Below are 12,460 nucleotides of genomic sequence, written 5' to 3' on the forward strand. Positions count from 1 at the left end.
ATAGAGGAGGACTATCTGTGAAGCAACATCTGAAAATGAAACGCTTGTTAAGCCGATCGGCACTTTTGCTAACGGCAGCAAGCTTCCTGACACTACCTCTGGCCACATCGGCTTTCGCCGGCAAGGAAGGCGTCTTCCTGAGCGATTCCGTCTACTTTACATTAGACAAGGTTTCCTTGTCCTCAGGAGCGGATGACGGCTCCCTTCGTTTCTCTCTTGGGCTGAATAATAACAGCGCTTCGCCTGTGGATTTTAACAATTATGGTGTCAAAGTTATGGATACGAATGGGGTTTCCTATACGGCTAAACTGAGTGAGAAAGTCAATGGCCGAGTGCAACCAGGGGAAACCGGCACTTTCAAATTCAGCTCCGGAATACCGGCGAATTTGACACCGGGTCAACTGAAAGTCGATATCTTCGAATGGAACTACAATACGATGCACGATATCGGGGCTTTATCCGTTGAAGCCGCCATGAATGAAGCGGGACAATCCGTGGTGCAGCAAGCCGCCATCAACCTTCAAGAGGTAGATACTACCTTCGCAGATGATGCGATAGTGACAGCCCAGCTGGGCAATAGCTACAAAGTTTTCAAAGACGGTGCCTGGTTGGTTTATACAGACTTAACGTTGGAAAATTTAAGCAATACGACCCTTAAGCTGCCAGATGCGCTTGAGCTTAATTTACAAGATAGCAAGGGATTGACTTATGTCTCCCAGTTTATTTCGGGATCAGGCCAAACCTTGCTGCCGCAGCAGCCTGTTAAAACAACCATTCAAACAGCGGTTCCAGCATCCCTGGATGCGAGCGGGCTATCCCTGCTTTTCTCGCCAAAAGGCAAAGTGAAAACGACGGTGCTCGGGTCATTAAATGTAGCCAAATCATTCGTGGTTGGCAAGATCGGCGACGACACCCAATACCCGGATGCAGATTTAGAGGGGCTACATATCACTACAACGTGGGCCGCGGCTAGCAAACAATCGGATGGGCTGCATCTTCAAGCCAATGTCACGCTGACGAACAAAAGTGACGGGATCATAACGATTCCTAACTTGTCTGCTTCGTTTCAAGCACTGCGCGGCAGTGTGGCGGTTACGTCTTCGGATAATGCCGCTCGGACGTCCTACTTATCGCCAAATGAATCGACGACTTTCCGCTTCTCCGGTATTTTGCCAGCCGGTCTGAGCACAGATGCTTTGCAGCTGGTCGTTTCAGAGAAACAAGGTACGTCGAATAACAGCACGCAAACGAACACGGGAACAAGTACAGATACGGGAGCTGGTTCAGGATCCTCCGATACAGGGAATTCCACGAATACAGGCAATTCTGGCAATAGCAAAACAGCGTCGCTTCCGGTTACCATCACGACACTGGCTGGAGCTGGACAAGGCGGAGAGAACTCTTCTTATACTTCGGCGGAAGATTACACGCTCGGTACGCCATTCAAACTGTCGTCCAATACGCTCATTGACTCGAATATTGATGTATCGCTTGTAGAGCTTGGAATGAGCGAGAATACGGACTTTGGCTTCAAAACCGTCGTTGCCAAATATAAACTGACGAATAAAGGGACGACATCGTTGAATTTACCGGATTTCCAAACCGATTTGACCAACGATGAAGGTTTTACTTATTCGGGTGATCGACAGTCTACTGTTGCGAAGACAATCGCACCGAACACCAGCTATGTGTTGAATTACTCCTACTTGGTGCCTGACACAGAAACGGCAGATAAGTTGGCGCTTAACTTATATGATGCCAATCGTTTAGCAATCGGCTCCTACAAAACAGCCGTTCAACCAGTACCAACAACGGGTGCCGTATCCTTGTATCCGTTTAGTATTGCAATTAACGATTACAGGGTCAGCGCAACGTATAGTAAAGACCAATCTTACGCATACCGTCTGCGCCTGGATCTGGATGTGAAACGTCAAGAGCAGGTCATTACGGATGCGAACTTCTCATCTCTGGTCTTCGAGGTTGTCGATTCCGAAGACCGCCTGCTTAGCACCAAGACCATGAGCTTCGTAGGCCAGGACAAAATTATGTCCGGCATTCAGTTTATTGATTTTGGTTCAATTAAATCCGAACAACTGAACACGAATGTTAAAATTAATCTGTACGAGGTTGTTACTACACCGAGCGGTGACGCGAAACGTTTGGTGAAAACGTTGATTATGTAAAGACGGTGCTCATCCCTTGGGGATGGGCATTTTTTATTGGGGGTAAGCTTTGGCTTACCCTTATTTTTTATGTTGAGCGCTTCGCCCGATGAAATTTCCTGTGATCGCTTGAGAGATCTCTCCTGGCCAGGGTAACTACAGGGCGCTATTTTAGGGCTATAGGCACTTTTTCGCGCGGAGGGGAACTGTGGAGCGCTATTTGTTCGTTTTCATAAAGAAAACGGGAGGTAGGCGGTCAAATAAAGCCCTGTAGTTCCGCTCGAATGCGGAAACGGGCTGAATTCTGCTAGAATAGCGGCCTGTAGTTCTTCAAGGGTATATCGTTGACCAACTTAATACTAGCTATGAGGTTATCTCCTCCACCAAATGCCTCAGTAACGCGGGATTATTCGTTGTGCTGAGTGTGCTCCACCTCAAAAATTCGCTCCAACCGAGCTCTTAACAAGCTAAACTTCGTTGGAGGAGTTAACTCCTACAATAGTTCCTTCCCCCAGCGAGGGAGCTAGGAGGCTGGGTACGCATCGCCATTGGATGAATTCCAATAAAAGGTTGAATTTGGCGATCGTTTAGCTCATCTCATTGGACGAAACCCAAGGGGAGGCGTAAATCCAGTCGCATGTTGATAGCTTTTAAAAGAGCGTATTGGATTTCGTCCAATGTAAAGCGAAGTTTGCTTAACAAAAGGGCGCTCTCATTGGATTTCATCCAACATGAGTCAACCCATCGAAGCAACGTTAGCTCATAGTCAATCAAATGGAAGAGAATGGCATAAAAAAGATTGACAGTTAGTTATCCTTTTGCGAAAATGAGAATGATTATCATGATCGGTTGCGTAATTTGGCCTAGTCGAATGGAACTTATCGTTGTATGTTGAGGGAATTTGTACATTGAAGCAATAGATTAACCAAATTGGAGGCACAAGCATGATGAATACTATGCAAAATGAGAAATTAGGCGCAATCAGCGAATTGATTAAAAACAGACGTTCTGTCCGCGCATTTAAAAGCGATCCCATCGACACGGGCCTTATAACTGAGCTGCTTAACGTAGCGGTATGGGCGCCAACACACGGCCTAAGGGAGCCTTGGAGGTTTATTTTATATAAAGGCGAAGCGCGTAAGCCGCTTGCTGAAGCTATGATCCGCACTTACACGGCGGAGGAGAAAGAAAGGCTCGCTGCGCAGAAACTGGACTATTTCATGCAGATCCCGGCCCATCTCGTTGTTGTCATGAACGAAGATCCGAGACAGAAGCAATGGGAAGAAGATTTCGCCTGCGTTTGCTGCTTGATACAGAATTTTCAACTGGCTGCATGGGAAGCGGGGGTTGGCGTTGTATGGAAGACGAACCCGTTTATCCACAGTCCGAACTTCCGCGAGGCGGTAGGTGTTAAGCCAGGGGAGAAAATTGTAGGCTTGCTGCACATCGGATACCCGGAGCAAGTACCAGCTGTAAGGCAGCGGACCGATGCAAGAGAGAAGCTGATTATTAAAGAGTCGGTATAGAAAAGCAAAAAACCTCACGATTCCCGTGAGGTTTTTTTATCATGCTTATTCAGCATCCTTATAGCCATCTTCGATTAAATCCAATCTTCCCGTTTGCGGGTCAATAATCAGCCCGTGAACCGGCAAGTTTTTGGGAAGCAGCGGATGATTGCGAATAATATTTACGCTTTTCTCGATTCCTTCACGAGCATGGTCAAAGCCTGTCAACCAGCTTGACAAATCGATACCGGAATGGCCGAGCGTTGTGATGACATCGTCGGAAATGCCGCGTTTTTTGGCGCTTGCGATCACCTTGTCCGAATTCAGCCCCGTCATCCCGCAGTCGTAATGGCCGATTACGAATACTTCATCTGCATCGAGCTCATAAACAGCTACAATGATACTGCGCATAATACTGCCAAATGGGTGGGAGACAATGGCTCCGGCATTTTTGATGATTTTGGCGTCACCGTTGTGCAAATTCATCGCCTTAGGCAATAGTTCGACTAAACGCGCATCCATACATGTTAGAACAACCATTTTTTTGTCTGGAAACTTCGTAGTCAGAAATTCTTTGTATTCCTCTTTTGCTACAAATTGTTCATTGTAATTCAAAATTTCACTAATCAAAGACATGGTTTCTCCTCCAGGCAAGTTATTGTGCTGCTTATACGTTCCATGCAGCTTTATCTTTTGTCAACCAAGCCCATACCCGCATTGTAAATCTGATTATTACTCTTCAGTATATAGGATTTATTTCCTTCAGAAAAGTCAATTTTCATATTAGCTTCATAAAAAATTTCATCCTTGCTGTTATAGATCAGCTTAAAAGCATTGGTTTCGGCAGTTAAATCCTGTTGACTTTCTTCTGAAACCAGCCAGAGCGTCGGCACTCCGTTAACGGAACAACCGCATCCTTCTGTATCGAAAACAAGCTTCAACTGGGCGTCACCTTGGCCCATATATGGGGTTAATCGCTCAATCGCTGAATCGGTAAATGTAATTTTCATGGATGTTATCTCCTCACTATGTTGTTTGACAATGAATTTAACTCGCATTAAAAATAATGGCTAGTCATTATTTTACCACAAGTTCAATAAATTTGATTCTGGGGAAGGGACGAAGTATGATGAAAATAGAAATTGATGGGAGGAGATTTGAAGCATGAGTGTGCAAACTGCCACAGCCAAGCTGGAATCGTTCAAAGCCTATGTTCGTAAAATGAAGCAGTACGAGGAGGCCATTGCCCTAATTTATTGGGATATGCGGACTGGTGCCCCGAAAAAGGGGATTGGAACACGCTCTGAAGTAGTTGGAGAGCTCTCCACCGAAGTATTCCGGATGTCCACTTCCGATGAAATGGGCGAATATGTTGCTTTTTTCACGCAGCCTGCTGAGCTTGAACAGCTCGATGCCATTTCGAGAAAAATGGTTGAAGAGTGTAAAAAAGAATATGACCGCTCCAAAAAGATACCTGCCGAGAAATATCAAGCCTATGTCGTGCTGACATCGCAAGCTGAATCCGCTTGGGAAGATGCCAAGCACAATTCCGATTGGGATTCGTTCCAGCCGTATTTGGAGAAAATTGTGGCGACAACCCAAGAGTTTATTGAACTATGGGGATATGAAGGCCATAAATATAACACGCTCCTCGATATGTACGAACCTGGCATGACGGTTGAGAAGCTGGATGAGGTCTTCGGGGCTTTGCGCGAGAAAGCAGTTCCTTTGCTGCAGCGTATCCAAGCGTCTCCGAATCAACCGGATCGCTCTTTCCTGGATCAACAATTCGAGATTAGCAAACAGAAACAATTTTCCCTATCGATTTTGAAGCAAATGCAGTACGATTTCGAAGCTGGCCGATTGGACGAAACGGTGCATCCGTTCGCGACGGCGCTGAATCCAGGAGATGTGCGGATTACAACGCGCTATTTGCCTAACGATATCACTTCCGCATTATTCGGAACGATTCATGAAGGCGGACATGCGCTGTATGAGCAGAACATTTCCGACGATTTGGTAGGCACTAACCTGTGCACCGGAACCTCCATGGGCATTCACGAATCACAGTCCCGTTTCTGGGAAAATGTGATTGGCCGCAGCAAAGCGTTCTGGAATAGATATTATGGTGAATTGCAAACGACGTTTTCTCCACAGATCGATCAAGTGGATGTCGATACGTTTTATAAGGCGATTAACCACATTGAACCATCCCTGATCCGTATTGAAGCGGATGAACTGACGTACAACTTACATATCATGATTCGTTATGAGCTGGAAAAAGGGCTGTTTAACGGAACCATCGCAGTAGCGGATTTGCCTGCGGCCTGGAATGCCAAATATGAAGAGTATTTGGGTGTAACGCCGGCAAATGATGGCGAGGGCGTACTGCAAGACGTGCACTGGTCAGGGGGAGCGTTCGGGTATTTCCCATCCTACGCGCTCGGCAACATGTATGCCGCACAATTTACCCAAACCTTACGTAAAGAGCTGCCGGCTTTCGAAAGCCTGATCGCCGAAGGCAATCTGGCGCCGATTAAGGAATGGCTCACAGAGAAAGTATATAAGCATGGAAAACTGCTGACGCCAAATGAAATTATTCGCCAAGTAACGGGTGAAGAGTTGAACCCTGAGTATTTGGTTCAGTATTTGGAAGAAAAGTATAAGTCGGTATACGGCATATAAAATCATAAAAGCAGCATCCTTCGGCAGTGACAACTGTCTTGGGATGCTGTTTTTTGTGCTGCAACAAACAATTTAGCCAAAAGTTGCCATTAACCGTCTTCTGGGCTCCTGCATAGGATAGATTACTACTTTAGCGGAGGGACGTCGTATGAAGATTCGGAAAAAATGGGGAGTGGCTTTATCCGTGGTCTTGCTGCTCAGCAGCATCGTTTCGGCTTGCGGAACGAAAAGCACGGAAACAACCAAGGTTCGCATTGGTGAGGTAACGCGATCTTTATTTTATGCACCACAGTATGTGGCGCTGTCACAGGGCTTTTTCAAGGATGAAGGCCTTGATGTAGAGCTTACAACAACACCTGGCGGCGACAAAACCATGACGGCTTTGCTCTCGAATGCCATCGATGTGGCGCTGGTTGGCTCGGAAACGTCCATTTATGTGTCGCAGCAAGGTTCAGATGATCCTGTTATTAATTTTGCACAATTAACGCAAACGGACGGAACTTTCCTCGTGGCTCGCAAGAAAGTGGATCAATTTGATTGGAATTCACTCAAAGGATCTGTATTCCTCGGCCAAAGAAAAGGCGGAATGCCACAGATGGCAGGGGAGTTCACGCTCAAGAAGCACAACATCGACCCTCAGAAAGATCTGCAGTTGATTCAAAACATCGATTTTGCGAACATCGCTTCGGCGTATTCGTCGGGAACCGGGGAATATGTGCAGTTGTTTGAACCACAGGCATCGATTGTTGAGAAAGAAGGAAAAGGATTCGTGCTGGCTTCCTTTGGCGTCGAGAGCGGTCACCTGCCATACACGGTATTCATGACGAAACAAAGCTTCATCAAGCAAAATCCGGGTACGGTTCAAAAGTTCACAAATGCTATCCAACGTGCACAGCTATGGGTTGCAGCGAAAAGTGTAGATGAAATCACGAATGCCGTTTTGCCTTATTTTAAAGATATCGATGTTGAAATCGTAAAAAGTGTTGTTAAACGTTACAAAGATCAAGGTTCGTTTGCCACAGACGGAATCGTCGATGAGCAGGAATGGAACAATTTGCTCGATGTCATGACTTCTGCAGGTGAGTTGAAGGAGAAAGTGGCTTGGAAAACGCTGGTGAACAACACATTTGCTGAGAAAGCCAAATCGACTGTAAAACCTTAAGAAGAACGTGGGAAGGCAATGAAGGGCGAGAGGGGGGTACGAACATGGATTCAGCTGTGACGGTTCAAAATGTAACTCAAGTTTACGTGACCGAAGAGAGGGCGACACTTGCTGTGCAAGGGATCGATTTTGCGGTAGCGCACGGCGAATTTGTAAGTCTCATCGGACCAAGCGGCTGTGGGAAGACGACTCTCTTGTCGATCATTGCCGGTCTGATTCGGCCGACCGTAGGCACCGTGACGGTTGCTGGGAACGCAGTGAACGGTCCATCGACAAGGGTTGGTTACATGCTGCAGCAGGATTATCTGTTCCCTTGGCGGACGATTGAAGATAATGCCTGCATGGGATTAGAGGTTGCAGGGGTTTTGACCAAAGAAAAGAAGCAAAACGTGCTTCACTTGCTGGAAGAGATGGGGCTGTACAGCTTCAAGGATTATTATCCTTCTCAGCTTTCCGGGGGTATGCGCCAACGAGTCGCTTTGGTCCGCACACTTGCTACCGAGCCCGAGCTGCTGCTGTTGGATGAACCGTTTTCTGCACTCGACTACCAGACGAAGCTTCAGCTGGAAGATTTGGTGGTGGAAACGCTGCAAGCCAAGAAGAAAACAGCGCTCCTTGTAACGCATGACATTTCTGAGGCCATTGCGATGAGTGACCGCATTATTGTCCTGGATCCTAACCCAGGGCGGATACGGCAAGAATTCCGTATTCCAGATGAAATTCGCACAACAGTGCCTTTTGAAGCAAGAGAATTGCCAGGGTTCCATGCACTCTTTCGATTGATTTGGCAGGAGTTTGGAGGGCATGAAGCATGATGGAAAATCAACGCCAATCGGCTAAACATATAGCAACTGAAGATTCACTTACCAAACAGGTTCATGAGCGGTTCGCTCAAGCAAAAAAGAGGGAAACGAAGCAGGTAAGGCTTGTTCAACTCATCATTTTACTTGTGTTTTTTGCTCTATGGGAAGTCGCGGCCCGCTTAAAATGGATTGATGTTCTCCTGTTCAGTTATCCAACGAAGGTATTTAAGCTGCTCTGGGATAAACTGCTGGACGGAAGCCTGCTTCCTCATGTGGGTGTCACGGTTGTCGAGACAATCATAGGTTTTGTGCTGGGCACATTATTTGGCACTGCATTGGCTGTCGTCATTTGGTGGTCACCGTTTCTTTCCAGGGTGCTTGACCCTTATATTGTCGTTTTAAATAGTATGCCGAAGGTTGCATTAGGGCCTCTTTTTATCGTTGGGTTGGGTCCAGGATTGCTCTCAATCATTGCGACGACCCTTTCGATTACTGTCATTATAACTACTCTTGTTGTTTATGGCAGCTTCAAAGAGGTTGATCAGAATTACGTGAAAGTAGTGTCCTTATTCGGGGGTACGAAGAGAACCGTATTCCAAAAAGTTATTCTACCCGCATCGTTTCCTGCGATTGTCTCGACTTTGAAAGTAAATGTAGGCTTAGCGTGGATCGGTGTCATTGTAGGGGAATTTCTAGTCTCTCAAATGGGTCTCGGGTATTTAATCATATACGGCTTTCAAGTTTTTAATTTTACATTGGTTATCTCAACGTTGTTCGTTATTGCGATTGTAGCGACTTTCATGTACCAGATCGTATCCAATTTAGAAAAAAGATTGACAAAACATCGGTAATACTTGCCACCTTGCAATCAAAATGAAATAATGGAGCCCATAGTACAACCAGTAAAGAGGTGAAAAGCTATGGGCTTTCGCGTGCTCAAAACGGCCATTGCGGTGGGGGTAGCGATGTATCTTGCTCATCTATTCGGGATCAAAACGCCGGCCGCCGCAGGGCTGTTAGCTATTCTCGGAATAGAAGTAACGAAGAAAAAAGGAATAGAAAGCTCATTGCACCGCATAGCTTCCTCTATGCTCGCACTGTTGATGGGCAGCCTGTTATTCAGGTTCTTGGGTTTTCATATTTGGGTCGTTGTTTTATTCATTTTGTTCGTATTCCCGGTACTGCATCGCATGCGGATTTCAGAGGGAGCCGTGACCGGAGCTGTTGTTTTGCTTCATCTTTATGCGTATGAGGATGATAGCTGGGCAGCCATATGGAACGAAATCATTTTACTTCTTATCGGATTAGGCGTTGCTACACTTATCAATATTGCTTACATGCCAAAGGCGGATAAAGCAATGGCGGACCAGAAAAGAAGAGTAGAGGACTTATTTTCAATCATTTTTATGAATATGGCCAAGCATCTGCGGGATAATTCCATCGTTTGGGATGGGAAAGAACTTCTTGAGGTCAGCGAACAAATTGATCTGGGTGCCGCCCTTGCCAAACGCTCGTTAGATAATACGCTTCTATTCGGAGGAGAACCCTACTGGCGGGTTTATTTCTATATGAGGGGTGAGCAGCTGGAATCGGTGAATCGGATGCTCGTTCTGGTCGCGCAGGTGTATCAGGCTTTACCGCAAGGAGAACTGCTCGCAAAGATTCTTGAAGATATTAGCCAATCTGTGAAGGAAGACTATTATACAGGCGAAGCGGAGAAAGAATTGCAAGAGCTGGATGCCCGTTATAAGCAGATGAGCCTGCCGGAAAGCCGCGAGGAATTCGAGGTCCGATCCGCGATTTTACTGCTAAACAGAGAGCTGAAGATCTATTTATCGATTGCCAAAAAGCAAAAAAAACACCGCGCGGGGGCGGGTTGACTCTAACAGATATTCCTATTTTTAAACAGCAAAAATAATATAAAATAATTGTCACTCTAGACTACTGTCCTGCATACACTTGTAATGAATGATTGTATGGAGGAGGTTGAAAGGATGTCATTAGATAAAGATTTGCAAAGCAGAGAGATCATTACTAAAGCTGTCTGCGGTAAAGGTCGCAAATTTTCACATGTAAGTCATACCGTGACTCCGCCCTTTTCTCCGACCAGTATATTGGGCGCTTGGATTATTAATAACCAATTCGAGGCGATCCAATCTGGAGAGGGCGTAGAGGTAGTTGGTACTTATGATATCAACATCTGGTATTCTTACGATCGCAACACGAAAACAGACGTAGCAAAAGAAACCGTTTCTTATGTAGAAGTCGTCGGACTAAGCTATCTGGACAAAAAACATAAGCCAACGACAGCTGAAGTATCCGCTGTCGCAACGCAAGAGCCAAACTGTGTGGAAGCCAGTATTGCTACAAGCGGCGACAGCGTAGTGATTCGGGTTGAGCGCGAGTTCCAAGTCGAGCTCACTGCCGAAACGAAAGTGTTTGTCATTGTGAGCCCGTATGGTCCGGGAGATTTCGATGACAAACATGTGGACTTCGATGATAGCGGCGATGGAGATTTCGAGGATCTCGATGCCGAACTTCTTGAAGATGATCTGGATTAATGAACCCTATACGCCAGTGTATGCTGGCGTAGCAGGTTCGGCAGAGGGCATTTGCCCTCTTTTTTGTTTTATTGACATATTTGGGCTACACAAGAAGGGGCAATCTCGATGGAATCATTTTTACTGCACGCACAGGAGAAAGAAGCACTGGAGCTGGCTGATCTTATTCAAATTCCGAGCGGTACGAAACTTCCGGATGATTGGCAGGGACGGACCATCATTCATTGGGGAGCCGCTCATGATGAATGGCCACAGAAACAGGCGCTGCAGCCAATTCGAGCGATTCTAAGAGCGAAGGCAAGCGCTAAGCGTGACGAGCAGCTGGCCATGCATGGGTTGAAGACCATAGCTTCACTGAAGAAACGCGGTTTGATGAAGGATGCCCCGCTGACGTTCACCCACAAATATAAAGTGGCTGTCTTTCACTTACAAACGCTTATTGTTTACGAGAAAAAAGAAACACTGCTGCTGTCTGAGAAAACGCTGTTTAACCAGCGGCAAGCAAACGCAAGCTCCGCCTACATAGAAGTCCTGCCGGATCGAGCCAGCTTTCATGTGCGCCGAGCAAGCCGTGAGGCGGTAAAAGCCATATATGCGCTAGGACTGGATTATGGATTGGTTACAATCGGAGTTCTGGCCTCCGGGCATACCGTTGTTTTGGATGTAGATCCGGTACCTAAACTCAATGACAGGCTCGCGCAGTTGTTCGCACAGGCCATTGACCGGTATGAGCTCGCACTATCGAAGGAAATGCTGCGCAAGGAGCGGGTTATGCTAGGGACCGATCCCGAGTTCCTGCTCCTGAGCCCGCAAGGCGAAGTCGTCTTCGCCGACCGCTTCCTGACACGGAAAGGCGATGTCGGCTGCGATGCCATCGTGCTCAGCGGGCAACGCCTGATCCTGCCGCTGGCGGAGCTGCGGCCGCAGCCCAGCGCAGACCCGCGCGAGCTGGCGAGGAACCTGCTGTCTACGATGCAGCTCGCCGCGCGGTCCATCCCTGACGAGAGCCTGGCGTGGCTCTCAGGCGGCATGCCGGTGGGGGGCTACCCCCTCGGCGGACATATCCACTTCAGCCGCTGCTGGCTGAATGCCCATCTTCTGCGCGCGCTCGATAACTACCTCGCGCTGCCTTTGATCTTGATCGAAGGCGACACGACGGGTCAGCGCCGCCCCAGATACGGCTTTCTCGGCGACTTCCGCAAAAAGTCGCACGGAGGCTTCGAGTACCGCACGCTGCCGAGCTGGATGCATTCGCCTTTGATCACGCGCGGGGTTTTCGCGCTTGCTGCGCTTATAGCGGATAATTACTGGCTGCTTGCAAGGCAGCCGCTGCAGGATCTGGACATTCAAGCGGCCTATTATAGCGGAGATAAGCAGCGGCTTTACAGTGTGGTTGCCAAGCTTTGGCAGGATCTAGAGCAGTTGAAGGGTTATGAGGTGCACGCAGCCGTTCTCGACCGCTTCCGCAAGCGAGTTTTATCCATGAAACCTTGGGATGAGAGAGAAGACTTTCGCAAAGCTTGGAAAATTGCTCCGTACAACCGTAAAGAAGCAATTGAAGAAGGAATCATGTTATAATAGA

At 47.3% G+C, this 12,460-nt stretch carries 11 protein-coding genes; 9 read left to right on the forward strand and 2 right to left on the reverse strand.

What is annotated here, in order from left to right; all coding sequences use genetic code 11:
* Nucleotides 1-17 precede the first annotated feature (17 nt).
* A complete protein-coding gene (locus PCH02S_RS07565; protein ID WP_127451610.1) occupies nt 18-2,183 on the forward strand; it encodes a hypothetical protein in 2,166 nt (721 codons plus the stop codon).
* A gap of 923 nt (nt 2,184-3,106) precedes the next feature.
* Nucleotides 3,107-3,688: a nitroreductase family protein gene (locus PCH02S_RS07570; protein WP_307719927.1), complete on the forward strand. Its 582-nt coding sequence runs from the start codon at nt 3,107-3,109 to the stop codon at nt 3,686-3,688.
* A 45-nt stretch (nt 3,689-3,733) separates the two neighbouring features.
* Here PCH02S_RS07570 and PCH02S_RS07575 read toward each other — a convergent pair whose 3' ends face one another.
* The gene (locus tag PCH02S_RS07575; RefSeq protein WP_127451612.1) at nt 3,734-4,303 is read right to left on the reverse strand and encodes a beta-class carbonic anhydrase; all 570 of its coding nucleotides are present in this window, start codon (nt 4,301-4,303) and stop codon (nt 3,734-3,736) included.
* 50 nt (nt 4,304-4,353) lie between these two features.
* Complete coding sequence (locus PCH02S_RS07580) at nt 4,354-4,677, reverse strand: iron-sulfur cluster biosynthesis family protein (RefSeq protein WP_164819469.1); 324 nt, start codon at nt 4,675-4,677, stop codon at nt 4,354-4,356.
* Between the two features lie 154 nt (nt 4,678-4,831).
* On the opposite strand from PCH02S_RS07580, the gene PCH02S_RS07585 reads away from it, so the two are divergent.
* The 7 genes from PCH02S_RS07585 to PCH02S_RS07615 all read left to right on the forward strand — a co-directional run bounded on the left by PCH02S_RS07585 (nt 4,832) and on the right by PCH02S_RS07615 (nt 12,456).
* Nucleotides 4,832-6,352, forward strand: coding sequence for a carboxypeptidase M32 (locus PCH02S_RS07585; protein WP_127451616.1), 1,521 nt, complete (start codon nt 4,832-4,834; stop codon nt 6,350-6,352).
* A gap of 148 nt (nt 6,353-6,500) precedes the next feature.
* The gene (locus tag PCH02S_RS07590) at nt 6,501-7,514 is read left to right on the forward strand and encodes an ABC transporter substrate-binding protein (RefSeq protein WP_157324668.1); all 1,014 of its coding nucleotides are present in this window, start codon (nt 6,501-6,503) and stop codon (nt 7,512-7,514) included.
* A gap of 44 nt (nt 7,515-7,558) precedes the next feature.
* Nucleotides 7,559-8,329 carry an ABC transporter ATP-binding protein gene (locus PCH02S_RS07595; RefSeq protein ID WP_127451617.1) on the forward strand — a complete coding sequence of 257 codons (771 nt, stop codon included), beginning with the start codon at nt 7,559-7,561 and terminating at the stop codon, nt 8,327-8,329.
* Entirely contained in the window at nt 8,329-9,168 is an 840-nt protein-coding gene (locus PCH02S_RS07600; protein WP_174806746.1) for an ABC transporter permease, read from the forward strand. The genes PCH02S_RS07595 and PCH02S_RS07600 overlap by 1 nt, the downstream gene beginning before the upstream one ends.
* Before the next feature lie 69 nt (nt 9,169-9,237).
* Nucleotides 9,238-10,197 (forward strand): aromatic acid exporter family protein, encoded by a 960-nt coding sequence (locus PCH02S_RS07605; protein ID WP_127451621.1) that lies wholly within the window; start codon nt 9,238-9,240, stop codon nt 10,195-10,197.
* A 114-nt stretch (nt 10,198-10,311) separates the two neighbouring features.
* Entirely contained in the window at nt 10,312-10,878 is a 567-nt protein-coding gene (gene cotE / locus PCH02S_RS07610) for an outer spore coat protein CotE (RefSeq protein WP_127451622.1), read from the forward strand.
* A 108-nt stretch (nt 10,879-10,986) separates the two neighbouring features.
* Complete coding sequence (locus PCH02S_RS07615; protein ID WP_127451624.1) at nt 10,987-12,456, forward strand: putative amidoligase domain-containing protein; 1,470 nt, start codon at nt 10,987-10,989, stop codon at nt 12,454-12,456.
* Nucleotides 12,457-12,460 lie beyond the last annotated feature (4 nt).

The organism is Paenibacillus chondroitinus NBRC 15376 (genome assembly GCF_004000765.1).
GTDB classification, from domain to species: domain Bacteria; phylum Bacillota; class Bacilli; order Paenibacillales; family NBRC-103111; genus Paenibacillus_E; species Paenibacillus_E chondroitinus.

What these genes read in the sequence shown, in the direction of transcription:
- PCH02S_RS07570 (WP_307719927.1), top strand. Translation starts at nt 3,107, where the DNA reads ATGATGAATACTATGCAAAATGAGAAATTAGGCGCAATCAGCGAATTG.
- PCH02S_RS07575 (WP_127451612.1), bottom strand. Translation starts at nt 4,303, where the DNA reads ATGTCTTTGATTAGTGAAATTTTGAATTACAATGAACAATTTGTAGCA.
- PCH02S_RS07580 (WP_164819469.1), bottom strand. Translation starts at nt 4,677, where the DNA reads ATGAAAATTACATTTACCGATTCAGCGATTGAGCGATTAACCCCATAT.
- PCH02S_RS07585 (WP_127451616.1), top strand. Translation starts at nt 4,832, where the DNA reads ATGAGTGTGCAAACTGCCACAGCCAAGCTGGAATCGTTCAAAGCCTAT.
- PCH02S_RS07590 (WP_157324668.1), top strand. Translation starts at nt 6,501, where the DNA reads ATGAAGATTCGGAAAAAATGGGGAGTGGCTTTATCCGTGGTCTTGCTG.
- PCH02S_RS07595 (WP_127451617.1), top strand. Translation starts at nt 7,559, where the DNA reads ATGGATTCAGCTGTGACGGTTCAAAATGTAACTCAAGTTTACGTGACC.
- PCH02S_RS07600 (WP_174806746.1), top strand. Translation starts at nt 8,329, where the DNA reads ATGGAAAATCAACGCCAATCGGCTAAACATATAGCAACTGAAGATTCA.
- PCH02S_RS07605 (WP_127451621.1), top strand. Translation starts at nt 9,238, where the DNA reads ATGGGCTTTCGCGTGCTCAAAACGGCCATTGCGGTGGGGGTAGCGATG.
- cotE (WP_127451622.1), top strand. Translation starts at nt 10,312, where the DNA reads ATGTCATTAGATAAAGATTTGCAAAGCAGAGAGATCATTACTAAAGCT.
- PCH02S_RS07615 (WP_127451624.1), top strand. Translation starts at nt 10,987, where the DNA reads ATGGAATCATTTTTACTGCACGCACAGGAGAAAGAAGCACTGGAGCTG.